This window comes from Bacillus cereus group sp. TH152-1LC (genome assembly GCF_027710505.1).
Classification (GTDB): Bacteria; Bacillota; Bacilli; order Bacillales; family Bacillaceae_G; genus Bacillus_A; species Bacillus_A mobilis.
This window is the reverse complement of sequence record NZ_JAQFNK010000013.1, coordinates 62,405-89,290: the sequence shown is the minus strand read 5'-3', so window position 1 is coordinate 89,290 and position 26,886 is coordinate 62,405. Positions and strand designations below refer to the sequence as shown.

The window sequence follows — 26,886 nt, the reverse complement described above, 5'->3', positions numbered from 1 at the left end:
AGAAAGAGCTTCTATATCACAGTATGATTTTCACGATATTGTTTAGGCGTCATACTCGTAATTTTTTTGAAGACTCTTGTGAAGTAACTTTGATCATTAAAATTAAGCCAGGTACAAATATCTGATAATGGATAGGTCGTTAATGTTAATAATTTTTTTGCTTCTTCTACTCGTTCTCTCTGGATGTATTCAATTAAAGGAATTCCCACTTCTTTTTTAAACAGTTTTGATAAATAAGTAGGGGAAATATGTAAAAGATTAGCAAGTTCATTCAGAGATATTTCATCGTAAATATGTTTGTGAATATGATTGAGGCACGTAGTAATGGAATTAGAATATGATTGATTACTATGTTCTTTCACACGTTCTGCAAAAGTGCATAATGCATCTTCAAGTAACCTATTTACGGAATACATGTTATCTAGTTTTTCAATCGTTTGTATATATAAAGTACCGAGTGAAAAAGCAATATGTGATGGAAGATTACCGTCTATCGCATATCGAATAGCTAGCGTAATGGCGATGATACCATTATTTTTTTGGTTTCTAAGTTGATCTCCTTTAGATGAAATTGCTGCATCTTCTTGTGGATATGAATACGCATATTGTATGACCTTTTCTTTATTGCCTTCTTTAATGGCTGAAAAAAATTTACGTTCCAACGATATGTCATAATTTTGCGGATCATGCCGGCGACGTTTTGAAATATATAAATCAGGATTTACAATTTTATAAGAAACATCTTCGAGTAATTTATTCTCTTTCCAGACAATATCTCTATCTAATTTTTCATTGAAAATTACGTAATGTAACCAAATACTTATATCAATTAGCGTGATTTTTTTAATCTCGGGTAGAAATTGATAGTAGTCTACTCCTTGTTGCATTTTATTATTACAGTTGAAATATTTCATAAGTTTAATTGCCATTTCATCTGATACTTTTGGGTAGGTAGTCGGGCCGATTATAATCGTTCCTTTTATATGTTCATGATCTGTTATATGGATGCTAATGAAATTCTCAAGATACTTATTCCCTTTGAAAATTGGAAAATTACAAGGAGCGTTTTCTTGATACATTTCATTAAGATGTTCTTCTTTAGAAGAATAAAACGGACTACCAATCATATGAGAAGTAGATTCATATACAATTTTTTTATCAGTAGATAGAAATTGAACAGGAACATGAAACGTTCTATGTACAAGATCACATAAGTGCTGTAGGTCGATGGAATTATTCATTAGCTTCTCCTTTTAAATAGTTTTGGAATACCACATATTAATTAAATCTACATTTGTTTCTATAAAATATAAATTTCTTATTATTTGCATTTTTTTGCTCACATGAAAAGAATTACATATATTAGATAGGGATGAAAGGTAATTTATAGATTAATTTCCGCAGATGTTGTATGAAAATAGACGTAGCGGTGGTACCTTCCATAAAAGTTCTTTTTATATCTATTATACCGAATTAATAAATATAAAAGAGGTATTTATATAGGGAATACGGAATGTTTCATTCTTCATAAAATCTTAAGAAATCTCCTCAATTTTTGTTAAGAAACGATAGTTATACTTAGAAACAAGTTACAAACTATTGAACGAATGGGGAGAGGGTTACGTGCAACTCATAACATTCTTACATGAATTTATTAAACATCCGAAACATACTGGCGCTATTGCGCCAAGTTCAAAAATATTAGCAAGGAAAATGGTAGATGTAATTGATTTTAATAAGGCGAAGTGCATCGTAGAGTTAGGGCCTGGTACAGGGGTGTTCACGAAAGAAATTATGAAGAGAAAGAAGAAGGAAACAATATTTCTTCTTATTGAAATTAATGAAGTGTTTTGCAAAGAGTTAAAGAGAAAGTTTAAAGATGAACAGAACGTCATTGTCGTACACGGTTCAGCTGAAAATATAAAGAAGTATATGGAAGAATTCAATATAGAATGCGTTGATTACGTCTTATCGGGATTACCTTTTGCTTCTTTACCAGAAGAAGTTTCAAAGCGTATTTTAAACAATGTAATGGCAGCGATACATGAGAATGGTGAATTTATTACATTTCAATATTCACTTGTGAAAAAAGGATTTATACAGCATTTCTTTCCTGAAATTAGGCTAGAGAAAGTGTGGCTCAATTTCCCGCCAGCTTACGTCTTTAGCTGTAAAAAAGAGTTTAGCAGAGCATATGCATAATGGAATTACATGAATTATTATCTTATATTGAACAGTACGGTTATTGGGCATTATTTTTCTGTTTATGGTTGGGGATTATCGGTATGCCAATTCCAGACGAAATGATCGTAATGAGCGGTGGTTTTGTCTCTTCACTCGGGATATTAAGTGTCATTCCTGCCTTTTTATTAACCTATTTCGGCGTTGTATCTGGGCTATCTTTAGGTTATATATTAGGGAAAATATTTGGTACGAAAGTACTTGATAAGCTAATGAAAAAGAAAAAGGCGAAATATCTTTTGAAATCTCAACAAATGATAGAGAAGTATGGTCATTATGCGTTAGTTACAAGTTATTTCATACCAGTTGTAAGACATATCGTACCGTATTTAGTTGGAATGAATAACATGTCATTTAAGACATATGCTCTGTATTCTTATACGACAGGGTTTGTTTGGACACTCGTTTACTTTGTGCTCGGTTCTTTATTCGGACAACATATTGAAAGGATTGTAGCAATTGCGATAGAGTATGGCGTGTATTTTGGCGGAATTGTTTTTGTTGTTGCGAGTGGTATTTATTTGTATAAGCAAAGAAGAAGTACAGTGATGAGTAAGTAAATAGAATGAAGGTTTACGCTTATTGAACGTAGTATAAAAGGGAGAGTTATTTTGTAAAATAACTCTCCCTTTTAATGTAATAGTTCCTTATTACTTTCATTAGGTGTTGTCTGAAATACAGTTATATAAATTGTTAATATGGTTGTATTGATTAGATTAGCTAATACAGTCATAAAATCACTTGATGGAGCGATAAGAACGAAGATTGAAAGTATGGCAGAAGCAAGTGGAATAAACTTTTGTAGTGTAGTTAACTTTCCATTTTTATGAAGCTTCGAAGATTGAAAGAAGCAAAGTAAGAAAATAAAGGATGTGAATACTAATCCTAGATAGCCCCAGCCGTCTTCAATATACCAAGGTAAAAAGCTCATTCTTGATGTGAAAATAAATAGATTGAATACTAACGTGCTAATGATTAGTGTATTTAAAACCGTGATATTTGTTTGTTTTTCCATTTGAATTACACTCCGTAATTTATTTTATACTGCTATTTATGGGCAGCAAAAAATACTGATTAAAATTTCACTTTATTGAGATGCTTTTGCCATTTCCATAAATCTTTGTTCAATTTCATCCAAATCGAATGAATGGCATATTCTGCGGTCTTCTTTATCTAAAATTCGATAGTGTTGCGATAAAATATTTTGTTGTATTTGATAGCCGTTTAATTCTTTTATTTGTCGCCACCATACTTTTCCTCCTAAAGTCTTCGGGAAGTTCGTATTGTAATGTGTAAAAGCGATTGTTTTAATAATTTCATTCACATCATCCCCAAATGTCATCTGGACTGTATCGCACTGTTCGAAGAGTGTTACGACACAAACTGCACCTGACCATGTTAGCGTGCGTCTTCCTTTTTCAATTTCCACTAATGTTTTCTTTGATAAACCGATAATTTCTGACATTTTATCTTGTGATAAATTATTTTCAACACGGATGAGTTTTAGTTTTGAATTAACGAGTTCAATAAATTCTTGTTTATTCATTATGCATCTCCTTTTTCTTTATAGTGTAAAATTACACTAAATGTGTAATTTTGTCAATTTAAGCGTGAAGAGTTTTTTGAGCTTACTAATTAATATTTCACTTTTCGTTTAAGAAAATGTTAAGAAACAGTACGAGTTTTTATTAAGAAATAGGCCCTATACTTAGAAACATCTTAAAGAAAGCATAATGAAAGGCGGCATATAGATGAAAAGATTTATTTTTGGATCACTACTTGTTATCGTCGCAGGAGCAGCATATTTATTAAATGGGAGTACTGCAATTGATAGAATGAATCCATTTCTGAATTTAGAATATCGTTACGCAATTATTGATACAGATGGAAAAGAGTTAGGTGGAAATAAAGGTTTTGAATACACAGTTAAAACTTATGATGAGAAGGGAGAAGAGAAAGAAGTAACAATTGATGGAGTAGATAAATTACAAAAAGGCTCATACTGGCATGTCATTACGAAAGGTAAGTTTTTGCATGATAAAGTAGAAATTGAGGTAGATAAAATTCCTGATGGAGCAAAGATGAAGTTAGGATTATAAGTATAAAACCGATTCTCAATGTGGGAATCGGTTTTGTTATTTTATGGTAAAATGTAGAAGGGAGGAGTGAGAGTTATGCTACTCATCGTGAGCCTTATATTAATTGGAATTATGTGTAGTATGAGAATCGTATCTTTACATATGATAGAGCGAGAAAAGATAGAAGAGAGATATGTATATTGTGCAAAATGTAATGCGAAAATTAGGAGAGGGAATTCTGCTCCTTTTTGCTCGAAATGCAATGTAATATTTTAACGAAAGGAAATCCGAAATCATTTTGTATGGTTTTGGATTTTCTTTTTAAGAAAATATTAAGAAACCCCGTGACTATTTGTTAAGAAAATCTATTTATACTGAGTTCTGTTGCTTAAAGAGAACATCAAGAATCATAACAGGAGGTTTAAATAGATGAAAACAATGTTAGAAGCGAAAGGGATTTCGAAAATATATAAGACAGGCGGTAATACATTTGAAGCGTTGAAAAATATTCATTTACAGGTGACAGAGGGAGAGTTTGTCGGCATTATGGGGCCGTCTGGTTCTGGGAAAACGACGCTTTTGAATGTTCTTTCTACTATTGATACAGCATCAAAGGGTGAAATTTTAATTGATGGAAAAGACATTGTGAAGATGAATGATGATGAACTAGCGTTATTCCGTCGTAATCATTTAGGATTCATTTTCCAAGACTATAATTTATTAGATACGTTAACAGTGCGAGAAAACATTGCATTGCCACTCGCTTTATCAAAAGTGAAGGCGAAAGAGGTAGAATCTCGAGTTGAGATGATTGCAAAGAAATTTGGAATAGATCATATTTTAAATCAATATCCGTATGAAATATCAGGTGGACAAAAGCAGCGCTGCGCAGCATCAAGAGCGATTGTAACAAATCCAAGTATGATTTTTGGAGATGAGCCAACTGGTGCGCTTGATTCTAAGTCAGCGACAGATTTATTAGAAAGTATGAAATCATTAAATGAAAAAGATCGTGCAACGATTTTAATGGTAACGCACGATGCATTCGCTACGAGTTATTGTAAGCGAGTTGTATTCATTAAAGATGGAGAATTATATAAAGAGTTATATCGCGGGGAGCTTACGCGAAAACAGTTCTTCCAACAAGTTGTTGACGTAATGTCTTCTATTTCTGGAGGTGCTATAAGTGAGCTTGTATAGCATTGCTCTTCGTAATATAAAACGAAATTTTAAAGATTATTTTATTTACTTTGCTTCTATGATTTTTAGTATCGTCATTTATTTTACGTTTAAATCATTGCAGTACAATTCACAAGTTGGAGAAGCCGGCGACCGAGTTAGTAACGGATTTCAACTTGCAAGTGTCATGCTTATTATATTTGTTGCGATATTTATTATATATTCGAATGGATTTTTCACACGAAAGCGTAAGAAAGAAATAGGTCTTTACTCTTTACTAGGTATTCGAAAAAAGGAAATAGGCAAAATGCTGTTTTATGAAAATATGTTAATGGGTTTACTATCATTAGTAATTGGTATTGTAATTGGTAGTTTACTTTCAAAATCATTTCTTCAATTGTTAGTAAGCATGATGGAATTAGGCGTAAATGTTCATTTTGAAGTACCGATTGGAGCGGTTATTGATACAGCAGTTATTTTTTGTTTCATTATTCTTTATACATCTTTCAAAGGATATCGCGTTATTTATCGTTTTAAATTAATTGAATTATTCCGAGCAGACAATGAAGGCGAGAAGATGCCAAAGGGTTCAAAACTAGTAGCTATCATTTCTGTTTTATTAATGGGGATCGGCTACACTTTATCTATAACAGGACTTAAGCATGCGAATCACGATAACTTTATGCCGCTTGCTCTTTCAATTTTATTAACAACAGTACTCGGTACGTATTTATTCTTTATGTTCTTTACTGTGTTTGTATTAAAAAGAGTACGGAACAAAAAATCTAAGTTTTATAACGGAATGCAAATTGTTACGACATCTCAGTTATTATACCGTATTAAAGGAAATGCAAAATCATTAGCAACGATTGCAGTATTAAGCGCAGTAACATTAACAGCGGTTGGAACTTCTGTAACAACGTACTACAACGCATATATGCAGGCGAAGAAATATAAGCCAATTAGTTATTCGTACAAAAAAACTGACGCTCATGTAAATCGTAAAGTAGATGAGGTTTTAAAAGAGGAAAGTGCAAAGAATGAAGTCATTCATCAATATGAGCTAGAAACAGTAAAAGTAATCGGTGAATTTGGTGATGATGTTTCAAATAAAGATGCCTTAAACTCAAGAACGACTGAACTTATGGCACAATCATCATTTAATAAAATCGCAAAATATTTAAATGAAGAAACCGTGGATTTAAAGAAGACAGAAGCGTATGCATTTGACGCAATGCATGGTGAGGGGAATAAAGATACTGGTGTATACAAAGGGAAGAAAGGAATATTTCCAATTGGTGAAGTCGAACCGATACAGGTAAAAGAAGTAAAAGCACGAAATATTACAAACTTATATGAACTTGTAGTTGTCGTTCCAGATGAAGTGTACGAACAGGCAAAAACGACAGTTGGTTCTCACACTGTACAAAACATTGATGTAAAAGATGAAAGAAATAGTAAAGTACTAACAGAGAAATTAAAACAAGTAATACCAAAAGAAGATGCAGAAGGACAAGGACAGTTCAGTGACTTCTATACTATTTTCCGGGATGGTATTGAAATGTCAGGATTAATTATGTTTAGTGGTATTTTCTTAGGATTAGTATTTTTACTTGCGACAGGTTCAATCATTTACTTCAAACAATTAACAGAAGCTCATGCAGATCGTGAACGTTACATTGTTCTTCGAAAGCTTGGAGTAACGAAAAAAGAAATGAAAAAGGCAATCGCAAAGCAAATGAGATTTATCTTCTTCATTCCTTTAGTAGTAGGCATATTGCACACTTTATTTGCGCTAAAAGGATTAGCGACAGTACTTCCATATGAAATTGCAGTACCGTTATTAATTAGTATTGGTGTGTATAGTATCATTTATATTGGTTATTATTTCTTAACGGTTCGTTCTTATTTTCGGATTGTTAGTAAATAAAAAAGGCGAAAGAGAACATCGTAAAAATGATGTTCTCTTTCGTTTTTTTAGTTAAAATAGGGTGTACATAACAAGGATTAAATGGAGTGTTATATTTGGGAATTCTTATCATAGTAGGATGCCTATTAATAGGCATCCTTTTTATCGGTCTAAGTATGTATAAGTTTGTAAAAGAAATAAAAGAAAAAAGTTCAAAAAAGGATAAATGGACAGTAGTGGCACAACATATTCTAGAGCTATTTTGTGATCCGCTGCACGGAGCACCGTTCTATTTTTTAGTTGGTGGGCTCTTTTTTGTAGTGGGGCTTTTATTTCTTACTATGTGAATAGACCTGGTTTGAAATTAATTAGTTAGTGCTAGAGAATTAATTATATATTCGTAGTATGAAGAAGGAGAGAGTAGATGCCAAGTATAAGGGATATCCGATTAAGTTTTCTAAAGAGAAAAGAGAATATAAGCAGTCTAGAGATATTACAATCAACATCCTCAAGTAACTATGAGGAAGAGATCTCTTTTTTAAAAGAAACGAGCTGTATTACTTCTTTATACGAGCGACATATGCCAAAGTTACGTACAGACTATGAAAAAGGTATCTTGATTCACTGTGTGGATGATATTTCATTATTAAATCAGTGGGAGAAAAAATATCGGACTTTTCCTGAATATATGAATGTGTTTGTAGAGTATGGGAGTGTAAAGGATTTTTCATCTTTATCAGATAGAGAGAAAAAAGAATTAGCCCTTCCAATCGTTCATACTGAAATGAAGAGTTTAGCTGTGAAATGTGATTGGGATATAGAGATGTTAGAAAAAGCATATAATAAGATACTGGATTTGGATTATAAAAATGAACTTGTATATATAAAGAAGAGTAGTCCAAATAAAAAATATGTATGCAGTATAATTTGGCAACATGAAGTGGATTATGCGGATATGTACTTAGAAATAAGAGAGTATAGAACGAGACGGTTAATCAAAAAGGAAAAGCTTATGAGAGAAGAAGATATGTATCAAATGTCTAATCATGTTAGTGACGTGGCTTGGAAGTTAAACCATAAAGTGATGCTGATGAACGATAAAGGAAAAACTGTATGGATGTTAACCTTTTTAGAGAAAAAGGATCCAGATAATTTAGTTTGGAAGATTGAAAGAATAGATTGGAAATAGAATAGAAGAAATAAAGAGCGGAAAAAAATTTGAACAAGGAATTGAGTATACGAATATTATTGAAGGATATCCCATTATTATGAAGTATTTCGTAGAGATTGATAGAGAAGTTTTGAGGGTTTTATTACCTGATGAAAGAGGGATTCTTCCTACTATGCTAGAGTGTGATGAATGTTATAAGACTCAATTGGACGATATTGAGGAAAGTTGATAAAAAAAGGCTTGGAATAATTCAAGCCTTTTTTAGTGCTATTTATGTCCTAAAATATGCTCAACCTCATGCACATTTAATTTACTTGCCTTAGCAATTGTTTCAAGTGGTATACCAAGATCATGCATACTTTTAATCATTTGAATTTTCCCTTGTTGAACCCCTTCTTCCAAGCCCTTTTTCAAGCCCTTTTTCAAGCCCTTTTTCAAGCCTTTTTCCAAGCCCTTTTCCATACCTCTTTTCATACCTTCTGTCTCTGCGTGGGCGAATTTTGCTGCTTCATCCATTAAAACTTTCTCCCTCGCGTCATAGGCTTGTCGGAAAGAGGAATCTTGACTCATACGTTCCCACTTGTTTATTGCTTTTTGTAAAATAGGATCTCGGTTCATAGCAATATCCTCCAATGTTTTAGTTAAGTGTTCATCCTCATTTGCTGAAAGCAATAAGAGCCAACGAACAAATGGATTTTTCCACGGATTTACTTTTTCTTCATGCCATTGTTTTGTTAACTTTGGAATTTCTACAATGTGAATTTCTATGTCATCACTCAAGAGTTTCTGTTGTTGTGAATTCCATAATGTGCCTGTTGTATGGAATTCTTTGTGGTCTGAGAACATTATAAAGTTCAATAAATTAATGGTGATGGTTTTATGAAGCGAACTGTAAGGCATACCTTTTTGTAATTGAGGTGTGTATAATTTTCCCCAATAATATAAACTACGTTTCATCATATCGTGATTATTATTGAGCTGTATTTCTACATTTACTTTTGTTCCTGTGTTTAATGTCGCTGAAATATCTAAAATAGATAACTTATCCTCTTCATATTCCCGATGTAAATGTGGATCTTCTAGTTGTAGAGAAGCAATGGGCGAATCTAAAGACTCTTGTAACATAGCGTTTAAAAATGCAATTAGAATATCTTCACTACCATTCGTACCAAACAATTGTTTAAATGCAAAATCAATGCGTAAATTAACTAACTGTTGGTTGAACACAGTTTGTCCTCTCCCTTGCATCAGGTTGCTTCTTTCCTTCATTGTATCTAAAAAGAACTAGGGCATGCAAATAGGCCATTCTGTAATTTTTTTAGCAATATTATTAGAAAGTCACAGGCAAGAAAGTCTATGTTATACTCTAGTGAAATTGAAAAAAATTATATAGAGGTGAAGATGATATATATGCAAAAAGATATTTTAAAACTATTAGATAAAAAACAAAGTAACTATGAATTTCCAGCCTTTGATAATGAATATGTAGATATTTCGCAAGTGAAATTCTCTCTTTTCTTTAAAGATAATAAGGATTGGTTAATGGTGTTTCAAATTGTCGGTGTAGGTTCATTAGGTGTATGTAATGATATTCACGTATACGGTGATAGAATAAATCATACAATTGGTGATGATGGTATTTTGCAATTAAATGATGGAGATTATGAATTATTTGATAATGAAGGTGAATTTATACCAGATATTCATAGCGGTGGTGTGAAAATTCGCGATCATCATTTTGAATATGAATTTACAGAAGAAGAGTACGTACATAACGGAATAAAAGTACAAACGACAGAGTCTTATCCGAGAGATTTCATGCGTATGCTTGCTACTCATGACGAAGCTCGAAAATTAGTATGGTGGGATAAAGAAGAGATTTTAGAAGAATTCGGCTTAGAAGGTGATTGGGAAGTAACATATGAAACGGAAGAATGGCAACATGTTGAAGAAGAGAAAGTAAGTGAAAATGAATTTTTCCAATCAGTAGCCGCTGCAATAGAGAAGAAAGATCCAAGTATTATTGTGAGTAAGGATTCTAATACGCACTGGAAAAATTGGGTGGAGTTTGATTACGAAAATTTATATTAAAAATGTAAGAGTAAATCCAAATGCCGTGATAATAAAAAGCCGAGCCAAAGTGTTGAAACTTTAGCTCGGCTTTTTGCATTACACAACCGCAGGATTATAAATCATCGTAAAGTGCCCTTGTAATAACTCAATATGACAAGGTGTATGAAGCGAGCTTTCTCCATCTGTATCTACTTCTTTTTCTTCTTTTGTTTCAATATGAATGGATTTCGCTTTTACGTGGAAGATGTCATTTTCATTTGAGTCTTCAAATAGTTTCTTTCCGATATAATCTTTAAACGCTTGAATGCCTGTTGATTTTACAACGAAAATATCAAGTGTTCCGTCGTCGCACTTTACGTTCGGAATAAAGGACGGGATACCGCCAAGATATTCACCGTTTCCAACCATAACAAGGACAGCTTCGTCTTCATATACTTGTCCATCGTACGTAATTTTTACGGGGAATGTTTCAGCATTTTTGACAGTTCGAATGGTACTTAAATAGTAACCAATTTTCCCAAGCTTTGCTTTCTCTTCCGCATCGATATTGTTTGATACTTCAGAGACGAGTCCAATGCCCCAGAAGTTTAAGAAGTGTAGGTCATTTGCTTTTGCGACGTCAATTGGTTTTACATGTCCTTGTGTAATAAGTTTTGCTGCTTCAGCGATGTTTTGCGGAACACCTAGTGTGCGAGAGAAGTCATTGCAAGTTCCGCCTGGAATGATTGCAAGTGTAGGTCTAGTTTCAAGAGGTGCTAAGCCATTTGTGCATTCAAATACAGTGCCGTCACCACCAAAGACGATAATTAAATCTACTTTACTAGCAAACTCTTGGCAATATTTTGTTGCATCACCTTGCCTTTTCGTATGAAGGATATGTAAGTCAGGAAAGGCTGCCGCAAGAGGTGGTACGATTTTCGTTAAGTTCGTATGTAAATCACCTTGTCCTGCTTTTGGATTTACGATGAGGAGTACTTTTTCAAATTTTGTTTTTGTCATTTTTTTCTCTCCCTTTGTCTTTTACGAATCGTGATAGAAAATAAACTTCCACCAGTAATTGATGGAAGTTTATTCTATTATATTATTCCGTTACAACTGAAGCGATAAATGGTAAGTTACGATATTTTTCTGCGCAGTCAATACCGTAGCCAACGATAAATTCGTCTGGAATTTGGAAGCCAACATATTCAGCTTTTAAGTCCACTTTACGTCGCTCAGGTTTATCAAGTAACGTACAGAATTTCAATGCTTTTGGTTTATGCATAAAGAAATGATCTTTTAGGAAGTGAAGTGTTAAACCAGAATCGATAATGTCTTCTACGACAATTACGTTTTTTCCAGTAATGTTTACATCGATATCTTTTAATAGTTTTACTTTTCCAGTTGTTTCTGTTTGATTTCCGTAGCTAGATGCAGAAATAAAGTCGATTGTTACATCGTTTTTAATGTGACGAATTAAATCAGCAGCGAATACGAAAGATCCTTTTAATACAGCGATTACTACGATTTCTTCTCCTTCAAAGTCACGTTCGATTTGAAGTGCTAGTTCTTTTACTTTTTCTTGTAATTGTTTTTCAGAAATTAAAGTGTCTTTTATTTCAATATTCATTGGAGTCCTCCTACAGTGTAAAACTTGTGAACATTTCGACTGTAAAGGATAGAAAGGAAAAAGTCAAAGAAGATATAAGTTTTTTACAGAAATCCCCACAAAATAGTCAGATGATATGATATACTGATTACATCAAGAAAACGCTTCCATAAAGGGTGATTATGATGAGAAAGAAAGAGTATACAAGTGCAACATTTATAAAAGCATTGCTTTTAACAATTGTTCTTGGCAGTTTGGCTTACATAATTGATGTACCAGCGATTCGGATTTCACTAATTGGAATGACTTTAGTATTAGGCGCAATTTCCCACGGTATGATGTCACAGCTGCAAGAAGCTGGAGTGGATCATATGAAAGATCACATAGATGAGAAATGAGAAACCTTCACGTATAGAGAGTGAAGGTTTTTTGTTTCTTACAAAAATGTAAGGTAGTTGTAAGGCAAATCGATAGTTGCCTAGTAGTGTTTTGGATAAACTATAGGTGTAAGGTAAAAGGCAAGCATATTTTAGGTAAATTAAGTTTTAGGCACTCTATATGTGAAAAAGGAGTAGGAGGGCATGGAGAAACGTTGGACGACCTTTTCTTTTTTAGCAACTAGCAACACCGTAATGCTAGCTGGCGAAATGGATTTTTTGCACTTGTTTGATCGAGAAGACGATCATTCTTCTACATTTACAATGAAATGGAATAAATGGAGCGAAAGTTGTAGGTTTGAAGAAGAGGCCCCTAACGAAGAGCAAAAGATTATTTTGACAAACCCTATTAAAGCGTGGGTTGTTCAACGTCGTAAGTGTAACGTCAAAAATCACTTAAAGAAAACTGAGCCGAGACAATTAGTTATCGCTCCGGCCTATTCTACTTCTAAATCACGCGAAAGTAACATGTAAATATTGAGACACACACCCGAAAAAAACATCGTATATATTGCGATGTTTTTTTTATTTTTCTACAACGAAATCTTTAAATGAAATATATTTCATCTGCATCTTATATTTATATCTCTTGTTTATTCTAGTGATACATCCGATGCGAAGTGATGTAAAACGTATAAAAGGAGAGATATAAAATGAAAAAGAAACTATTACCAATCTGTGCAATGGCACTGTTAACAGTAGGATATTCTTCAGTAGCAAGCGCGGATACTGGAACAGTAACAAAGGAAGAAGCGGCGCAACTGCAGCAAGATAAAGCGAAAAAAGAAGCAGCGATTAAAGAACAGCAAAAAAGTGAAGAAGAGAAAAAGAGACTAGCACAAGAACAGTTGAAAAATGATAAGGAAAAAAAAGAAGCATTGATTAAGGAACAGCAAAAGAGTGAAGAAGAGAAAAAGAGACTAGCGCAAGAACAGCAAAAAAATGATATGGCCAAAAAAGAAGCGGTGATGAAGGACGGTCAAAAGAAAGAAGTAGCAAAGCCAGTTGTACAAGGTGAAAAATTGCCAAACACAGCATCTAATAATGCAGCAATGATGGCACTAAGTGCGTGCTTTGTAGGGATAGGGACATTATTTGGTTTGAAACGTCGTAATAAAGTTAAGGTGTAAATAAAATATTGTCCTATAAAGAATGGGATAATTTCATATATTAAAAATGGTAGGTTATTCCTACCATTTTTGGCATGGAGGGATGAAACATGAAGTTACTCAATTATATCGGTATCATATTGATGGCGATAGGACTATGTATGGGATCATATTACGCTATGGAATGGTATAAAGGAAAAAGCTCTGCTCAACAATTAACGAAAGAAGAACTAAAGAGCCTTGAAAATATACAACATAATCAACTTGCTTACGAAACACCTGTAGCTTCCCAAGTACCTTCATCTCAAACAGAACATAAAGAAGGAGAAAAGGTTGCACTATTAAATATACCGAAAATAAAGAAGAAGTTTTCTATATACTGGGGAGCGAATGAGGTAACGCTGAAAAAAGGAGTTGGAATGTTCGTTAGTGATTTAACGACAACGCCATCTGGAGGGGGACATACGGTACTAAGTGGGCACCGGGATACGGTATTTACAGATTTAGGAGAGTTGAAAGAAAAAGACACTCTTGTTTTAGAGTATGATAATAAAACGTACACATACGAAATTCAAAAGATATGGATTACCCATGCGGATGATCGTACTGTTATTATAAAAAAAGAAGAACCGATATTAACACTGACGACTTGCTATCCATTTGATTATATAGGTGATGCACCAGATAGATATATTATCGAGGCGAAGTTAAAGGCTAGTTATTCGAAATGAAGTTGTAGTTTTTGAAAGCGAGAGGGGGATATATGGGTTATGTCAAAAAATATTTTAATTGTGGAAGATGAAGATATTTTGCGTGAAATATTAAAGGATTATTTTTTGAGTGAGCAATATGTAGTGTTTGAAGCGAGGGATGGGAAAGAAGCTTTAGTCGTATTTGAGCAAGAAGAGGTGGATTTAGTTATTTTAGACATTATGTTGCCGGAACTTGATGGGTGGTCCGTTTGCCGAAGAATCCGTAAGACATCCGAGGTTCCTATTATTATGCTGACGGCGCGTGTAGATGAAGATGATACGTTACTTGGATTTGAACTTGGGGCGGATGACTATGTGACGAAGCCGTATAGTCCACCCATTCTATTAGCAAGAGCGAAACGATTATTAGAAAGTAGAAAAGCATTGAAGAAACCTTTAGAGAACGAAGATGATACGTTATCGATTCATGGCATCCACGTCCATTTTCCGTCACGTACTGTTACTGTTGATGAGGCAGATGTTAGTTTAACGCATACGGAGTTTGAAATATTAGTGTATTTCATGAAAAACCAAGGAATTGTACTAACAAGGGAACAATTAATTTCAAGAATTTGGGGATATGAATTTGCTGGTGATGATCGAACGGTTAATAGTCATATTCGTAATTTAAGAAATAAATTAGGAGAGAAAGCAAAGTACATTACAACTGTAGTACGAACAGGTTATAAATTTGAGGGGAATGTATGAGAAAAGGGATTGTACTAAAATTATTTACTCTCACAACAGCATTATGTATGTTAATTTTAGCGACGATATTTATTGGACAAACGATATTTTTTAAACAATATTATGCGAACCGAAAAGTAGAAGATATTAAAGTGAATTTAAATTCCTTTGAGAAGAATTATTTGAACTATGCAGGAAGTGCAGAAGGAATTCAGAAACTGGAGCAAGACTTTTTTCGGGAAAATAATACGTGGATTACGACATTAGATCAGAATGGGAATTTAAAACATGTGGATGATTTTTATTTTGAAGTAACAATAAATCGTATGCAACAAAAGAGCTTTGGACAACAAATATTCAAGATTCCCTTAGGTAATCTCGTCAATATAGAGGAGATTGATAATAAATCATCAGGGCATTTTTTAGAACAAGAAATTTATTTTTCTGGCGTGCAAAAAGATGATAGTTATATTCCATTCTCTTTCTCGTTAGGCAAGCAAAATTTAAGCGGATCTAATAAACCGTTAGAAAAAGCATTTCAGGAGAAAATGAAATTAGATGAGGAGAAAAAGAGAGCGGCTCAAGAACAACTTATTAAAGAAAAGAAACCAGCTGTCCAGGAAGAATCTGCTCAAGAATTAGATGCTTACATAAGTGGGCGTGTTACGAAAGTTCAGCTTCCTGATGTAACAGGTCCTATAAATCCAATTTATAAAAATAGCATCTTCTTAGATAACATAAAAGAATTTCAAACTAATTTATTATTAAAAGAGAGCAAGCAAATACAATATGCAATACAAACAATGGACTATGAAAAAAATGATATTAAATATAAATTATTAATCAAGCCAACAAAAGAAAAAGATGGATCAGTAACTTATATATATGCGATGGCTTCTTTACAGCCTGTAGATGAGGCTGTACAAATGGTGCAAGATTACTATATCTACATCATTGCATTTGTAGTCGTTCTCATTTTTCTCACTTCGTTCTATTACTCTAAACAAATTGCAAAGCCGTTATTAAAAATAAATGATACGACGAAGAAAATAGCACACTTAGATTTCACAGAACAAATACCGATTACTTCAAAAGATGAAATTGGTGATTTATCAAAAAATATTAATGTATTATCCAATAAGCTCCATTCGCATATTGGACAGCTAGAACAAGATATTGAAAAGGAAAGAAAGTTAGAAAATACGCGGAAAGAATTTATTTCTGGTGTGTCCCATGAATTGAAAACACCGCTCAGTATTATGAAAAGCTGTATTTCTATTTTAAAGGACGGGGTAGCTGAACATAAAAAAGAGTATTATTTTCAAGCAATGGAACGAGAAGTAGATAAAATGGATACGTTAATTTTGGATATGCTTGAGCTAGCTAAATTTGAGTCAGGTACATATAAAATGAAAAAGGATGCATTTTATATTGATACAGTAATTGAAGATATATGTGAACACCTTTCTGTGGAAATAGAGAAAAAAGAACTGCATGTGCATAAAAATATATGTTCATTTGAAGTAGTTGCAAATCAAAGTCGGATTGAACAAATCATCGTGAACTTCATTACGAATGCTATACGTTATACACCAAATAAAGAAGATATTATGATTTCTACAATAGATGAGAAGGACCGTATAAAAGTGTGTATTGAAAATAAAGGTACTCACATTGAAGAAGAGCAATTAGATAAAATTTGGGATCGTTTTTATCGCGTGGATGCAGCTCGCAAGCGTTCACAAGGTGGAACGGGGCTTGGGTTAGCTATTTCTAAAAATATTTTAGAATTACACGATGCTGAATATGGAGTAAAGAATACAGAAGACGGTGTATTATTTTACTTTTACTTACCGAAAAAAGCGTAGATGGCACATGCTACGCTTTTTTTAATTTATTTTCATATTATCTTTACCTAATCTTTATTTTTAAGCGATATAATCTGGTTAGAAAATGAGGTTATGTAAGGAGTCGATGAACCGTGCATAGCAATTGGCTAAGTATAATGGTATTTATTTTCTTTTGTGCATTTATTGTATTTTTAATTGATATTACGATATGAAAAAAAGAGCGCTTATTAAGCGCTCTTTTTCTTCGAATTCAGTTGATAAGCATTGATGCTTTTGAATAAACGTGGTGAAGTAAGAAATAAAAAGATAAGTAAAACGGTACATAGAATATAGGAACCAATCATTACACTACCGTTTACAATTAATGAATATAGGACAGCTGATTGACCTTTCGGTGCATATTGTCCCCAGAAAATAATACCGGTGATAAAGTGACAGAAATAGCGAGCAAAGCTACCAACAAATGTAGCAACAATAATGTAACCAATAACTTTCTTTCCTTCGTTTTGTTTTTGTGAAGGTTTGTCTTTACGGCTACCTAAACTGGATTGTTCTAAGCTATTTTCATTGGATGTTAAAAGGGCTTTTTGAATTGGACGGTAGAATAAACCAGCAAATCCAATGAATGCAAAAGCAACGAAGTATTCAATTAGTACTTGAATTGGTGTGACGATAATAGCATCGCCTACGACAATTTGTAATAATCCCCAAATTAAGCCTCCTAAGAAAGCCATTTTGAAGCCCCAGCGGTATGCGATAATAAAAATAGGAATCATAGCAAATGAAATGGAACCGCCTGTTGGAAGTTTGATTGATATTGGTAAAATGTCGATGACCAAGGCGAAGGCTGCAAGAATAGCAGATTCGATCATCGCTTGTAAATTGGTGTTACGCATGTTGTCTCCCCCTAAATCCAAGTTGTACAAAAAAGAATAGGTATCATAGGAGGATACGAAATACGTAAATAAAAAAGAGGTATGTGTATTTCGGACGTTTGCACAATCCCTGCGTTAGCATTAACTAACAGGTTCGAAGGGTCGGAACGAAGTGTTCCCTCTCAGCGGCATGGCTCCCCCAGTGATAACGAGATTCTTTATTTGCTATTGTTTATTGTAAGCGAAATGGATGAGAATGGCAAACGAATACAGTATGACAATAATTGAAATAGAATTGTAGCGAAATGTTAATAAATATGAAGCAAAAGGGTATAGTACAAGAGAAATAGATTGTGCTATAATTTTTCTGAAAATAATTATCATTCTCTTCTGAGGGGGAAGGTTATGAGCTTAGTAGATATTAAAATTGGTGAGAAAGTGCTAGTAAAAAGTGTTCAGTCTTTAGATCATCTATTAAAGAGAAGATTGGCTGCTTTCGGTCTTTCTGAAGGAAGCGAACTTCGCATGAAGCAAAAGGCGATGTTCAAAGGTCCTTGTACATTGGAGTGTCGTGGACAGTTAATTAGTATTCGTCATTGTGACGCGAAAATGATAAAGGTGGAATTAGCGTGAATAAGGTAGCTTTGCTAGGGAATCCGAATACAGGGAAGACATCATTATTTAATGCACTTACTGGTTCTTATGAATATGTAGGAAACTGGAGCGGTGTAACAGTAGAAAAGAAGGTTGGTAAATTAAAAGATAAGCAAGGAACCTTAATTGATTTACCAGGTGTTTATGATTTAAATCCAGTTTCGCGTGATGAAGGTGTCGTTACGAATTTTCTACTAACAGATGAATTCCATCATATGTTAAATATAGTGGATTCTTCACAATTCGAGCGAAACATGCATTTAACGTTGCAATTACTTGAATTTGGAAAGCCAGTTTCAATTGGATTAAATATGGTTGATGTGGCAAAGCAAAGAGGCATTGTAATTGATGTAAAACGATTATCAGAACGATTAGGTGTAACAGTCGTTCCTGTCGTTGCAAGAAGCGGAAAAGGCTGTGAAGAACTACTTGCGACTCTTAAAGAAAATGACAAAAAAGAGAAAAAGCCATTCGTTATTTCATATGGTGTACAAATGGATGAAGGTATTGGAGAGGTAATAGCTCTTTTAGAGACAGCGAATTATAAGCATCCAAGATGGTTAGCTCTTCAATTTTTAAGCAATAACGAAGTAGTAGAAAAAGAAATGAAAGCATTACCAATTTATAAGGAACTTGTAGCCATTCGATCTCGCTTAGAAGGAAAACTTGATTGTACGTTGGAAGAGCATATTTACAAAACTCGTGAAGCGTATATTGAAAAGTTAAAAACAAATGTTATGCAGCATGAGAAAGAAGGAAAAATTCCTTTTTCGGAAAAAATTGATAGATTAATTACACATAAAATTTTAGGACTTCCAATCTTTTTAGCAGTTATGTTTTTTATTTTTCAGGTTACGTTTACGTGGATTGGTACACCTTTATCGGATATATTAGATGGCTTTTTTGGTGGACAGCTTACGGATTGGGTGACAGCTGGGCTCTCAAGTGTTGGAGCTTCTGATTTTATTCAAGCACTCGTTACAGAAGGTATTATTGCTGGTGTTGGTGCGGTATTAGTATTCGTTCCACAAATCTTTGCACTTTTCTTTTTCATTTCATTATTAGAAGACTCAGGATATATGGCACGAATTGCAGTTGTTATGGATAGAATTATGGAGTTCTTCGGTTTAAACGGAAAAGCGTTCATTCCGATGATTATCGGTTTTGGATGTAACGTTCCAGGTATTATGGCAGCGAGAACGATTGAACAAGAAAAAGAACGTTTACTTACAGTTCTTGTAACACCGTTTATGTCTTGTTCCGCACGTTTACCTGTATATGCATTATTTGCGGGAGTATTCTTCCCTAATAGTCAGGCAACTGTTGTATTTTCTTTATATGTTGCAGGTATTGTTCTTGCATTACTCTTTACAAAAATTATGTCTCTTACCATTTTAAAAGCGGAAAAGTCTATTTTCGTCATTGAACTACCGCCGTACCGCGTGCCACAAGCGAAAACGTTATGGCTAAGCACGTGGGAGAAAGGGAAAGGGTTTGTTCGTAAAGCAGGTACATTCATCTTCGGTGGTTCTGTTGTCATTTGGTTATTAAACTATGCAGGTCCATCAGGATTTGGTGTTGATATGGGAGACAGTTACTTAGCGATAATTGGTGGATTTATCGCACCGCTATTTGCACCGCTTGGATTTGGAACGTGGCAAGCTGCTGCATCCCTTTTAACAGGATTTTTAGCGAAAGAAGTTGTCGTTTCTACAATGGCAATTATTTATGCGGTGAAAGAAGATGTGTTAGGAAATGTAATGGGGGCACATTATACGGCGCTATCAGCATATGCATTTATGTTCTTTATTTTATTATATGTTCCGTGTTTAGCGACAGTAGCCGTTATTAAACGTGAAACAGGATCAGCGAAGTGGACGATTTTCTCTGTCGTGTATCCACTTGTTGTTGCTTATATATTAACGCTCATTATATACCAAGTTGGATCCTTACTCGGATTCTAGAAGGAGATGTATTGTGATGATGGTCAATATTATAATTGGAGCTATCATTTTTGGTTATGCAGCATACACGTTAGTTAATTTTGTAAAGAGAAGTAAAAAGGGAAAATGCGCAGCATGTTCTTTAAATAAGTCATGTCAGTCGCAAACTTGTAGTCCGGATATGGAGCAAGTTGCTCATAAATAGCAAAAAAGCTTTGCGAATTTCGCAAAGCTTTTTTTGTTTTACTTTTTAATTTTTACAAGTTGAGAAGCTTCTACTCCATTTGCTCCAGGTAGCTCTTTGCTTGGGTCTTTATCAAATTTCAAAATACCTACAGATTTTTCTTCACCTTTTACATTTACATATGTTGCATCATCAACGATAGCAAACATATCTGCATAAGAACGGCCATCACCGATAATTGTGTTGCCTTCATATTTTAATTTTGCTCCATCAAGCGTAGCGTTTTCTACCTTCTCTTTTGCGAATAGCACGCCTTCGTCTGCTGTTACAGCTGGCAATTTATCGATTGCCTTTGTATCATCATTTTTACCGACTTTTTTAAGTAGTTCTTTCTTAACGAGTTCATCACCAGTTTTCTTATCCATTACAAGTACTTTTTTACCCTCTAATGTTGCCATTTTCATTTTATAGAAGTCTTTTTCTTTTACTTCTTTCTTATTTTGATCTGTAATTTTTTGAACTTGTTCTTCTGATCCGTATAATACTAAGCCGTTCGCTTTCTCTCCTAATAAAGAACAACCTGATAATGCTCCAAGTGAAATTGCTGCTGCTAATCCGATACCTACTAATTTTTTCATGATGATTTCTCCTTTTACATGTTTTATTGTAAATACAGTTTTTGTATTAGTTCTGAAATGATGAGAAGCTTGTTTGTTGCTTCTGGTATTAGTGTATAAGAAATATCGGAATGCAACTATCGAGTTAGCTTACAGTAACATTACAATAATGTAATTTAGTGAAAGTGCATAAAAATAGGTCAATTCTAAAGAGAATGAATGAGAATATATTAGGAATACAATGTTTTATATGGAATGTCATATTATATTGGCTGTATTTTGGAAATAACATGTAAGGACATCTTAGTTTTGTTATAATAAACACATAGGTTGTAAAAATGAATATTCTTTACTGTAAAGGGAGATTTTTCAGTTTTCCAAGTAGTGAATTTGAAATATGAGGTATATCATAGGAGGAATTTGGATGTCTGTATTTAAACGATTAAGAGATTTAACTATGTCGAATGTGTATTCATTAATTGAAAAAGCGGAAGATCCAGTTAAGATGACGGATCAATATTTACGCGATATGCAAGCTGATGTACAAGAAGCTGAGAAAAGTGTAGCAGCTCAAATCGCACTTGAGAAGAAATTCAAAATATTATTTGAAGAGCAAGAAGCACTTGTGAAAAAACGTGAAGAGCAAGCTCATATGGCTGTGCAAGCAAGCAATCTTGACCTTGCGCGTCGTGCTCTTGAAGAAAAACAAAACGCAGAGCAAAAGATGAATGAATATAAAGCAAGCTATGAGCAAAATAAAGCTGCTGCTGATAATCTTCGCCTGAAGCTAGAAGAAATGCGTAAGCAATTAACAGAGCTGAAAAATAAACGTGAAACACTTGTAGCACGTGTAAATGCAGCGAAAGCACAAAAGAATATTAATCAAGCGATGTCTGGATTTGATTCAAATTCAGCAAAAGCTGGTTTAAGCCGTATGGAAGAAAAGGCTCTTCAATTAGAGGCTGAAGCAGAAGCAAGCGGCGAAGTGTACAAAAAAGAAAAGTCATTAGATGATGAATTTGCAAGCTTAAACAAAAATTCTGCTGTTGACGATGAATTAGCTCGTATTATGAAGCAGTATGAGAAATAATATAGAATAGACAAAGAAACCGACATGTCTGAAGAGAATTCATGTCGGTTTTCTATTATTTTTTAGAGGAGGTTTTGCAATGACATGGACAAATGTATTAGCCATGCTTGTATGGACTGGAGCAAGTGCAGTACTTTTATTTGCAATTATGTGGGTTGATTCAATTTTTACTAAGTACAATGATTTAAAAGAAATAAAGAGTGGGAATACAGCTGTAACAACGCGTTTCGTTATGAAATTGTTCGCGCAAGGGTACATTTTATCTCAATCCATAACGAAAGCAAATGACTTATGGCAAGCGCTACTTGCATCAGCAGTTTCTTTTGTTATTTTATTAGTGGTAGAAATGTTTATCGAATTTGTGCTAAAGAAAATGGCTGGCTTAGATTTAGAAGAAGGTACGAAAGAAGGCAGTGTTGCGCATGCGATGTTGGCCGGATCATTACATATCGTTGGTGCACTTATTTTAGGTGCTTGTTTATAAAGAGAGAAGGAGGGGTAAATCATGAGTTTATTTAAACGAATTAAAAATATAATGAAGAGCCCAGAGCCACCGAAACCAGAAAAAAGTTTGTTAACGTTAGCTCCTGGCGATATGATTGAAGTTTCATTAGTTATGTACGAATTAACTGGGAAAACGAGTATGCATTCTCGTAAAGAAATTGTTTTAACGCTGCAAGACGGGAAAGATATTCGTTATTTAAAAATTGAAGACCGTGAAAATACGTATTACAAATTATATACACCCATTGATGGTCGCTTAGATTCGATTGATGAAATTCCGACGACAATTGAAATGGATGATACAGAGTACCATATGGAAGAGCAATATAACGGACGTGTTGTTGGGATGGGGAAAACACCATTCTCTGCTTCAGAGGAACAGCATGTATGGGAATTCCAATCCGATAACCGAAAATTATTGCGTATTGAATGGCAAAATGGTCGCACAATGATGTATGAGGGAGAAGCAATTATTCCTGCTGATGTACAAATTATAAGAGCAACGTAAGGGGGCGTAATCATGTCAAACCGATTGTTTACCATGATTAAATCGTTCGTGATCCCTATACTTGCTATCGTTACATTACTTGTTGTTGCTGGATATGCCTTATCAGGTTGTCAAGGCGGGCAGACAAAGTCGATTCAAGATCGTTATCCACTTGAGTCTGTTGCAAAAGAAGGTAAACAAGAATCTTACGTGTATAGGGCCGCCAATCGGTCAGTTCCTGAAGTCGCGAAGGAACTTATAGCCGAAAGGAAACCGAAGCAAGCATCTAAAGAAGACGAAAATCAAATGTTCCTCGTTTATTCTGATAAAATGTATAATTTGCAAAAGGATAAAGAGAAACCATCTGATACGTTAATTGAAGTAAGCAATGAAGAATTTGTCCGTCAAAATTACCAACCATCCTTCCTGCAAGGATATATTATGGGAAGTATTTTAAATGATATATTCGGTTCACGAAAATCATCATACGGTGATTACCGAGGATATAATGACAGACAAAATCATAAGCCAGTTGTTCCAGAAAGACCGCCTACGAAAGAAGAAAAGAAAACACCTCCTCCAATTACGAAGGAAGGGAAAGGATCTATCATTAAGCGAGGCGATAATGTAGATTCGAAATCTTCTGTAGGAGATACAGGAAGTATTACGAAAAAAGGAAGTAGTACCCCTCCGCCGTCTACTGGAAGCAAAGGGACAATCACAAAAACACCAGGTGGCTCGAGCGGATCAGATGTGAAGCCGAAATCATCTATTAAAACGCCGCCAAAAAATACATCTCCCCCAAAAACGAGGGTTGGTGGTTCAGGAAAGATTACGAAAAGAAGGTAGTTATAAAGACCGGAAAGTAGAATTTGCTTTTCGGTCTTTTTTTTGTTATGGAAATTAATTCCTTGTAGCTGGTACAATTAAGTTATAAGGAGGAGGTTATTATGACTCTATATAAAAGGTTTAGTTTGATTATGTTCCTCGTCTTATTTCTCAGTTTGTTTATTAGCACAACGATGAAATTTCATTTTGTAGTTGGTGTTCTATGGATATTATGTACATGTACTCTTTTTCTATATGTTCCGCTTCGTTTTCAACAAGAAGTGCCCGCCTTTCAAAAATATGTAGTATGGATTAAGAGAGGGGGAAGGTGGGGAGAGTAAAAATATATTAGCGATTATTAGAATATATTGATCGCAACTTAATAATAAGAAGAGGGTGTGCCAAATTGTTGGCACACCCTCTTTATCCATAATGATTAATGAATATCACGTTTCTTAAAGTTACCGCCTTTTACTTCTGCTACGTCATAAACTGTAATAAAGGCATTTGGATCGATTTCATTAATCAAGTCTTTCATTTTACTTTCTTCTAAACGGTTAATTACACAAGAAATTTCTTTAAATTTCTCTCTTGAATAACCGCCATAAACTTCATTGTACGTTGCGCTTCGGCCTAAGCGATCACGAATTGTTTCTACCATTAATTCAGGCTCTTTTGTAATGATTTTAAATGCTTTTGAACCACTTAAACCAACTTCAACGATATGAATCACTTTCGAAGCGATAAAGTAAGCAATTGCCGAAAGGATAGCTCCTTGAAGACCGAATACTGTTGATACGAAAATAAATACGAACATGTTTAAGAATAAAATAAGGTCACTCGTTCCAAATGGTAACTTACGAGAAAGTAATACAGCTAGCATATCGATTCCATCTAACGCGCCGCCGTTACGTAATGCTAGTCCCATACCGAAACCGATAATAATACCACCAACAACTGTAACAAGTAATGTATCACCTTCAATAATAGCTGGTATTCCGTGCATGACAACGGTACCGATTGCTAATGAAGCGATCCCGATAATAGAATAAATTGCAAAACTTTTACCGATTTGTTTATATCCTAACCAAACGAAAGGAATGTTAATAACTGCGATTAGAGCTCCTAATGGCAATCCAAATAATCTTGAACTAACGATACTTAAACCAGTTACACCACCGTCGGATACGTTATTTGGAATTAATACCGCTTCTAATCCGTATGCTGTGATAAATGCCCCAATAATAATCATCAAAGCTTTTGAAGCGATTTTTAGCTTATTGGGCTTGTTTTTGATAATTTTCTCCATGTAATTTCCTCGTTTCAAACTAGTTTCTTATTTGTTACGTAATTCACACCTAACTTCCATTTTAACATTTAATTTGAAAAAATTCTCCTTTAATGGATGTATGCAGGAAACATTATTATTAAAATGTTATGGAAATAAGTATAAGAAATCCCATCCTTTCAAAGGATGGGAGGTTATTAAGAAATGATAAAACTAAGTACAGATAGGAGTAAAAAGAATCCTAAAATAGCTCCGCAAACTTTCATATGACGTTTACGTCCCATCACAACAATTGCGACATACTCACGAATCATTGCATTAGGCCAGTAATAAAATGCAGTTTTTGATCCTATTCCTTGGCTATTAAGCCCCGCTTGTCGTGCATATATACCAGCGCGGAAAAGGTGGAAATTATTCGTTGTAAAAATACTTCTATACTTACCTTCAGGCTTTAAAGAATCCATAATTTGTTTAGAGAATGACATATTTTGATACGTGTTTACAGAGCGATTTTCTTGCACTGTATGTTCAAGCGGAATTCCTTTTTCAATCGCATAATTTTGCATCGCTTCTGCCTCTGGGAGGCCTTCATCTGGACCTTGTCCACCAGAGAAAATGATTGTTGGTGGTGTATTTACAGCGACTTGTTTCCAGTAAAAGTCGATTGCCTTATTAATACGACTTGCAAGTAAAGGCGGTACTTTATCATTAATTAAGCCACTACCAAGAACGATGATGAAATCTTGATTACGCCTTGGCCTGTTGAATTGATATAGAAAATAAGCGCTTAAGAAATTAGATAAGTGTATAAAGAAATATACAGTTATAAGAGAAATTCCAACAAAGATAGGTTGGAAATGCGGTGAGAACAAACTTGCTGGATTTAGGATAGGGATTAACATCATGAATAAAATCCCTAAAGCAGCAAGAAGTGTTAAACAGTTAGTAAAACGTCTGCCTTCTCGTTGCATTAAAATTCTCGCATTAAGAAATAACCCAAACATTAAAGCAACAACACCGAAAGGAATCAGAACGATAAGTGCTAAGGTAGGTAAAAATATAATGTAGCGTAGAATATCACTATCCGAGTAATAGGATGCAATCATGCAAAAAACAAGGAAAAAACAGAAAAAGGCATTAAATAAAAAACCATTTATTATTTTCCGTGGATCTTTTAAATAAGAGGTAAGAAAAATAATAAACAATATAAGAGGAATAATTCCAAAATACATAAATAGTGTACACCTCAATTTGTATAATAATTTGACATACCCTTTATATTACATGATTTTATAATTGAAAATGAAAGGAAAGATGATTTTGAATTTTCTCAATAAAATAT

34 protein-coding genes and 1 riboswitch are annotated in these 26,886 nt (G+C 34.1%); of the genes, 24 read left to right on the top strand and 10 right to left on the bottom strand.

What is annotated here, in order from left to right; translation table 11 throughout:
- Positions 1–11: 11 nt before the first annotated feature.
- Positions 12–1,241, bottom strand: coding sequence for a helix-turn-helix domain-containing protein (locus PDL00_RS23670; protein WP_270731447.1), 1,230 nt, complete (start codon positions 1,239–1,241; stop codon positions 12–14).
- Positions 1,242–1,623: 382 nt separating this feature from the next.
- Here PDL00_RS23670 and PDL00_RS23665 point away from each other — a divergent pair, with 382 nt between their 5' ends.
- Both PDL00_RS23665 and PDL00_RS23660 read left to right on the top strand, forming a co-directional pair.
- Positions 1,624–2,202: a class I SAM-dependent methyltransferase gene (locus PDL00_RS23665; protein ID WP_270731446.1), complete on the top strand. Its 579-nt coding sequence runs from the start codon at positions 1,624–1,626 to the stop codon at positions 2,200–2,202.
- Entirely contained in the window at positions 2,202–2,801 is a 600-nt protein-coding gene (locus PDL00_RS23660) for a DedA family protein (protein ID WP_270731444.1), read from the top strand. Before PDL00_RS23665 ends, PDL00_RS23660 begins: the two co-directional genes overlap by 1 nt.
- Before the next feature lie 71 nt (positions 2,802–2,872).
- On the opposite strand, the gene PDL00_RS23655 is transcribed toward PDL00_RS23660, so the two are convergent.
- Together PDL00_RS23655 and PDL00_RS23650 are read right to left on the bottom strand one after the other, a co-directional pair.
- A complete protein-coding gene (locus PDL00_RS23655) occupies positions 2,873–3,256 on the bottom strand; it encodes a hypothetical protein (RefSeq protein WP_270731441.1) in 384 nt (127 codons plus the stop codon).
- A 72-nt stretch (positions 3,257–3,328) separates the two neighbouring features.
- Positions 3,329–3,787 carry a helix-turn-helix transcriptional regulator gene (locus tag PDL00_RS23650; RefSeq protein WP_270731438.1) on the bottom strand — a complete coding sequence of 153 codons (459 nt, stop codon included), beginning with the start codon at positions 3,785–3,787 and terminating at the stop codon, positions 3,329–3,331.
- A 205-nt stretch (positions 3,788–3,992) separates the two neighbouring features.
- On the opposite strand from PDL00_RS23650, the gene PDL00_RS23645 reads away from it, so the two are divergent.
- The 7 genes from PDL00_RS23645 (at position 3,993) to PDL00_RS34765 (ending at position 8,807) form a co-directional block, all read left to right on the top strand.
- Positions 3,993–4,340 carry a YxeA family protein gene (locus PDL00_RS23645; protein WP_132135429.1) on the top strand — a complete coding sequence of 116 codons (348 nt, stop codon included), beginning with the start codon at positions 3,993–3,995 and terminating at the stop codon, positions 4,338–4,340.
- Positions 4,341–4,415: 75 nt separating this feature from the next.
- Positions 4,416–4,595: a hypothetical protein gene (locus PDL00_RS23640; protein ID WP_270731436.1), complete on the top strand. Its 180-nt coding sequence runs from the start codon at positions 4,416–4,418 to the stop codon at positions 4,593–4,595.
- A 153-nt stretch (positions 4,596–4,748) separates the two neighbouring features.
- Positions 4,749–5,519, top strand: coding sequence for an ABC transporter ATP-binding protein (locus tag PDL00_RS23635; RefSeq protein ID WP_270731433.1), 771 nt, complete (start codon positions 4,749–4,751; stop codon positions 5,517–5,519).
- Complete coding sequence (locus PDL00_RS23630) at positions 5,506–7,428, top strand: FtsX-like permease family protein (protein ID WP_270731430.1); 1,923 nt, start codon at positions 5,506–5,508, stop codon at positions 7,426–7,428. The genes PDL00_RS23635 and PDL00_RS23630 overlap by 14 nt, the downstream gene beginning before the upstream one ends.
- A 95-nt stretch (positions 7,429–7,523) precedes the next feature.
- Positions 7,524–7,754: a hypothetical protein gene (locus PDL00_RS23625; RefSeq protein WP_270731427.1), complete on the top strand. Its 231-nt coding sequence runs from the start codon at positions 7,524–7,526 to the stop codon at positions 7,752–7,754.
- A gap of 77 nt (positions 7,755–7,831) precedes the next feature.
- The gene (locus PDL00_RS23620; RefSeq protein ID WP_270731426.1) at positions 7,832–8,596 is read left to right on the top strand and encodes a hypothetical protein; all 765 of its coding nucleotides are present in this window, start codon (positions 7,832–7,834) and stop codon (positions 8,594–8,596) included.
- Positions 8,586–8,807, top strand: a complete 222-nt coding sequence (locus tag PDL00_RS34765) for a hypothetical protein (protein WP_442868347.1) — start codon at positions 8,586–8,588, stop codon at positions 8,805–8,807. Before PDL00_RS23620 ends, PDL00_RS34765 begins: the two co-directional genes overlap by 11 nt.
- Before the next feature lie 38 nt (positions 8,808–8,845).
- Here PDL00_RS34765 and PDL00_RS23615 read toward each other — a convergent pair whose 3' ends face one another.
- Positions 8,846–9,805, bottom strand: coding sequence for an Rpn family recombination-promoting nuclease/putative transposase (locus PDL00_RS23615; RefSeq protein WP_270731424.1), 960 nt, complete (start codon positions 9,803–9,805; stop codon positions 8,846–8,848).
- A gap of 183 nt (positions 9,806–9,988) precedes the next feature.
- On the opposite strand from PDL00_RS23615, the gene PDL00_RS23610 reads away from it, so the two are divergent.
- A complete protein-coding gene (locus tag PDL00_RS23610) occupies positions 9,989–10,669 on the top strand; it encodes a DUF7003 family protein (protein WP_270731421.1) in 681 nt (226 codons plus the stop codon).
- A 78-nt stretch (positions 10,670–10,747) separates the two neighbouring features.
- Here PDL00_RS23610 and PDL00_RS23605 read toward each other — a convergent pair whose 3' ends face one another.
- Complete coding sequence (locus tag PDL00_RS23605; protein WP_270731420.1) at positions 10,748–11,650, bottom strand: diacylglycerol/lipid kinase family protein; 903 nt, start codon at positions 11,648–11,650, stop codon at positions 10,748–10,750.
- 82 nt (positions 11,651–11,732) lie between these two features.
- Complete coding sequence (gene hpt, locus PDL00_RS23600) at positions 11,733–12,260, bottom strand: hypoxanthine phosphoribosyltransferase (protein WP_070807039.1); 528 nt, start codon at positions 12,258–12,260, stop codon at positions 11,733–11,735.
- Positions 12,261–12,421: 161 nt separating this feature from the next.
- Here hpt and PDL00_RS23595 point away from each other — a divergent pair, with 161 nt between their 5' ends.
- From PDL00_RS23595 to PDL00_RS23570, 6 genes are all read left to right on the top strand, one after another.
- Positions 12,422–12,637 carry a hypothetical protein gene (locus tag PDL00_RS23595; protein ID WP_061677576.1) on the top strand — a complete coding sequence of 72 codons (216 nt, stop codon included), beginning with the start codon at positions 12,422–12,424 and terminating at the stop codon, positions 12,635–12,637.
- Positions 12,638–12,820: 183 nt separating this feature from the next.
- Complete coding sequence (locus PDL00_RS23590; RefSeq protein ID WP_270731417.1) at positions 12,821–13,150, top strand: hypothetical protein; 330 nt, start codon at positions 12,821–12,823, stop codon at positions 13,148–13,150.
- 179 nt (positions 13,151–13,329) lie between these two features.
- Positions 13,330–13,806: an LPXTG cell wall anchor domain-containing protein gene (locus PDL00_RS23585; RefSeq protein WP_270731416.1), complete on the top strand. Its 477-nt coding sequence runs from the start codon at positions 13,330–13,332 to the stop codon at positions 13,804–13,806.
- Between the two features lie 89 nt (positions 13,807–13,895).
- Positions 13,896–14,516, top strand: a complete 621-nt coding sequence (locus tag PDL00_RS23580) for a class D sortase (RefSeq protein ID WP_270731413.1) — start codon at positions 13,896–13,898, stop codon at positions 14,514–14,516.
- Positions 14,517–14,555: 39 nt separating this feature from the next.
- On the top strand, positions 14,556–15,245 hold the full coding sequence (locus PDL00_RS23575; RefSeq protein WP_242256935.1) for a response regulator transcription factor: 690 nt from the start codon (positions 14,556–14,558) through the stop codon (positions 15,243–15,245).
- Positions 15,242–17,092 carry a sensor histidine kinase gene (locus tag PDL00_RS23570; protein ID WP_242256934.1) on the top strand — a complete coding sequence of 617 codons (1,851 nt, stop codon included), beginning with the start codon at positions 15,242–15,244 and terminating at the stop codon, positions 17,090–17,092. The genes PDL00_RS23575 and PDL00_RS23570 overlap by 4 nt, the downstream gene beginning before the upstream one ends.
- A 209-nt stretch (positions 17,093–17,301) precedes the next feature.
- Here PDL00_RS23570 and thiT read toward each other — a convergent pair whose 3' ends face one another.
- Positions 17,302–17,970, bottom strand: coding sequence for an energy-coupled thiamine transporter ThiT (gene thiT / locus PDL00_RS23565; RefSeq protein ID WP_270731409.1), 669 nt, complete (start codon positions 17,968–17,970; stop codon positions 17,302–17,304).
- A gap of 88 nt (positions 17,971–18,058) precedes the next feature.
- A riboswitch (TPP riboswitch) is annotated at positions 18,059–18,160 on the bottom strand.
- 194 nt (positions 18,161–18,354) lie between these two features.
- On the opposite strand from thiT, the gene PDL00_RS23560 reads away from it, so the two are divergent.
- The 3 genes from PDL00_RS23560 to PDL00_RS23550 are packed head-to-tail and all read left to right on the top strand — an operon-like array spanning position 18,355 to position 20,751.
- On the top strand, positions 18,355–18,582 hold the full coding sequence (locus PDL00_RS23560) for a FeoA family protein (protein ID WP_000060518.1): 228 nt from the start codon (positions 18,355–18,357) through the stop codon (positions 18,580–18,582).
- Positions 18,579–20,567: a ferrous iron transport protein B gene (gene feoB, locus PDL00_RS23555; RefSeq protein ID WP_270731406.1), complete on the top strand. Its 1,989-nt coding sequence runs from the start codon at positions 18,579–18,581 to the stop codon at positions 20,565–20,567. Before PDL00_RS23560 ends, feoB begins: the two co-directional genes overlap by 4 nt.
- A gap of 16 nt (positions 20,568–20,583) precedes the next feature.
- Positions 20,584–20,751, top strand: coding sequence for a FeoB-associated Cys-rich membrane protein (locus tag PDL00_RS23550; RefSeq protein ID WP_000989599.1), 168 nt, complete (start codon positions 20,584–20,586; stop codon positions 20,749–20,751).
- A gap of 38 nt (positions 20,752–20,789) precedes the next feature.
- On the opposite strand, the gene PDL00_RS23545 is transcribed toward PDL00_RS23550, so the two are convergent.
- On the bottom strand, positions 20,790–21,368 hold the full coding sequence (locus PDL00_RS23545) for a lipoprotein BA_5634 family protein (protein ID WP_242256931.1): 579 nt from the start codon (positions 21,366–21,368) through the stop codon (positions 20,790–20,792).
- Between the two features lie 403 nt (positions 21,369–21,771).
- On the opposite strand from PDL00_RS23545, the gene PDL00_RS23540 reads away from it, so the two are divergent.
- From PDL00_RS23540 to PDL00_RS23520, 5 genes are all read left to right on the top strand, one after another.
- Positions 21,772–22,437 (top strand): PspA/IM30 family protein, encoded by a 666-nt coding sequence (locus tag PDL00_RS23540; protein WP_000110287.1) that lies wholly within the window; start codon positions 21,772–21,774, stop codon positions 22,435–22,437.
- Between the two features lie 79 nt (positions 22,438–22,516).
- The gene (locus PDL00_RS23535) at positions 22,517–22,921 is read left to right on the top strand and encodes a DUF350 domain-containing protein (RefSeq protein WP_061677558.1); all 405 of its coding nucleotides are present in this window, start codon (positions 22,517–22,519) and stop codon (positions 22,919–22,921) included.
- Positions 22,922–22,942: 21 nt separating this feature from the next.
- Positions 22,943–23,449: a DUF4178 domain-containing protein gene (locus PDL00_RS23530; protein ID WP_270731402.1), complete on the top strand. Its 507-nt coding sequence runs from the start codon at positions 22,943–22,945 to the stop codon at positions 23,447–23,449.
- Positions 23,450–23,461: 12 nt separating this feature from the next.
- The gene (locus tag PDL00_RS23525) at positions 23,462–24,277 is read left to right on the top strand and encodes a DUF4247 domain-containing protein (protein ID WP_242256930.1); all 816 of its coding nucleotides are present in this window, start codon (positions 23,462–23,464) and stop codon (positions 24,275–24,277) included.
- A 101-nt stretch (positions 24,278–24,378) separates the two neighbouring features.
- Positions 24,379–24,597 carry a hypothetical protein gene (locus tag PDL00_RS23520; RefSeq protein ID WP_242256929.1) on the top strand — a complete coding sequence of 73 codons (219 nt, stop codon included), beginning with the start codon at positions 24,379–24,381 and terminating at the stop codon, positions 24,595–24,597.
- A 95-nt stretch (positions 24,598–24,692) separates the two neighbouring features.
- Here PDL00_RS23520 and PDL00_RS23515 read toward each other — a convergent pair whose 3' ends face one another.
- A complete protein-coding gene (locus tag PDL00_RS23515; protein WP_097816536.1) occupies positions 24,693–25,565 on the bottom strand; it encodes a YitT family protein in 873 nt (290 codons plus the stop codon).
- A gap of 176 nt (positions 25,566–25,741) precedes the next feature.
- Positions 25,742–26,776, bottom strand: coding sequence for a YdcF family protein (locus tag PDL00_RS23510; protein WP_270731398.1), 1,035 nt, complete (start codon positions 26,774–26,776; stop codon positions 25,742–25,744).
- Between the last annotated feature and the right edge of the window lie 110 nt (positions 26,777–26,886).

Coding starts and splice junctions, on each gene's coding strand:
- PDL00_RS23670 (WP_270731447.1), bottom strand. CDS start 1,241: ATGAATAATTCCATCGACCTACAGCACTTATGTGATCTTGTACATAGA.
- PDL00_RS23660 (WP_270731444.1), top strand. CDS start 2,202: ATGGAATTACATGAATTATTATCTTATATTGAACAGTACGGTTATTGG.
- PDL00_RS23655 (WP_270731441.1), bottom strand. CDS start 3,256: ATGGAAAAACAAACAAATATCACGGTTTTAAATACACTAATCATTAGC.
- PDL00_RS23650 (WP_270731438.1), bottom strand. CDS start 3,787: ATGAATAAACAAGAATTTATTGAACTCGTTAATTCAAAACTAAAACTC.
- PDL00_RS23645 (WP_132135429.1), top strand. CDS start 3,993: ATGAAAAGATTTATTTTTGGATCACTACTTGTTATCGTCGCAGGAGCA.
- PDL00_RS23640 (WP_270731436.1), top strand. CDS start 4,416: ATGCTACTCATCGTGAGCCTTATATTAATTGGAATTATGTGTAGTATG.
- PDL00_RS23635 (WP_270731433.1), top strand. CDS start 4,749: ATGAAAACAATGTTAGAAGCGAAAGGGATTTCGAAAATATATAAGACA.
- PDL00_RS23620 (WP_270731426.1), top strand. CDS start 7,832: ATGCCAAGTATAAGGGATATCCGATTAAGTTTTCTAAAGAGAAAAGAG.
- PDL00_RS23610 (WP_270731421.1), top strand. CDS start 9,989: ATGCAAAAAGATATTTTAAAACTATTAGATAAAAAACAAAGTAACTAT.
- PDL00_RS23605 (WP_270731420.1), bottom strand. CDS start 11,650: ATGACAAAAACAAAATTTGAAAAAGTACTCCTCATCGTAAATCCAAAA.
- hpt (WP_070807039.1), bottom strand. CDS start 12,260: ATGAATATTGAAATAAAAGACACTTTAATTTCTGAAAAACAATTACAA.
- PDL00_RS23595 (WP_061677576.1), top strand. CDS start 12,422: ATGATGAGAAAGAAAGAGTATACAAGTGCAACATTTATAAAAGCATTG.
- PDL00_RS23590 (WP_270731417.1), top strand. CDS start 12,821: ATGGAGAAACGTTGGACGACCTTTTCTTTTTTAGCAACTAGCAACACC.
- PDL00_RS23585 (WP_270731416.1), top strand. CDS start 13,330: ATGAAAAAGAAACTATTACCAATCTGTGCAATGGCACTGTTAACAGTA.
- PDL00_RS23580 (WP_270731413.1), top strand. CDS start 13,896: ATGAAGTTACTCAATTATATCGGTATCATATTGATGGCGATAGGACTA.
- PDL00_RS23575 (WP_242256935.1), top strand. CDS start 14,556: ATGTCAAAAAATATTTTAATTGTGGAAGATGAAGATATTTTGCGTGAA.
- PDL00_RS23570 (WP_242256934.1), top strand. CDS start 15,242: ATGAGAAAAGGGATTGTACTAAAATTATTTACTCTCACAACAGCATTA.
- thiT (WP_270731409.1), bottom strand. CDS start 17,970: ATGCGTAACACCAATTTACAAGCGATGATCGAATCTGCTATTCTTGCA.
- PDL00_RS23560 (WP_000060518.1), top strand. CDS start 18,355: ATGAGCTTAGTAGATATTAAAATTGGTGAGAAAGTGCTAGTAAAAAGT.
- PDL00_RS23550 (WP_000989599.1), top strand. CDS start 20,584: ATGATGGTCAATATTATAATTGGAGCTATCATTTTTGGTTATGCAGCA.
- PDL00_RS23545 (WP_242256931.1), bottom strand. CDS start 21,368: ATGAAAAAATTAGTAGGTATCGGATTAGCAGCAGCAATTTCACTTGGA.
- PDL00_RS23540 (WP_000110287.1), top strand. CDS start 21,772: ATGTCTGTATTTAAACGATTAAGAGATTTAACTATGTCGAATGTGTAT.
- PDL00_RS23535 (WP_061677558.1), top strand. CDS start 22,517: ATGACATGGACAAATGTATTAGCCATGCTTGTATGGACTGGAGCAAGT.
- PDL00_RS23530 (WP_270731402.1), top strand. CDS start 22,943: ATGAGTTTATTTAAACGAATTAAAAATATAATGAAGAGCCCAGAGCCA.
- PDL00_RS23525 (WP_242256930.1), top strand. CDS start 23,462: ATGTCAAACCGATTGTTTACCATGATTAAATCGTTCGTGATCCCTATA.
- PDL00_RS23520 (WP_242256929.1), top strand. CDS start 24,379: ATGACTCTATATAAAAGGTTTAGTTTGATTATGTTCCTCGTCTTATTT.
- PDL00_RS23515 (WP_097816536.1), bottom strand. CDS start 25,565: ATGGAGAAAATTATCAAAAACAAGCCCAATAAGCTAAAAATCGCTTCA.
- PDL00_RS23510 (WP_270731398.1), bottom strand. CDS start 26,776: ATGTATTTTGGAATTATTCCTCTTATATTGTTTATTATTTTTCTTACC.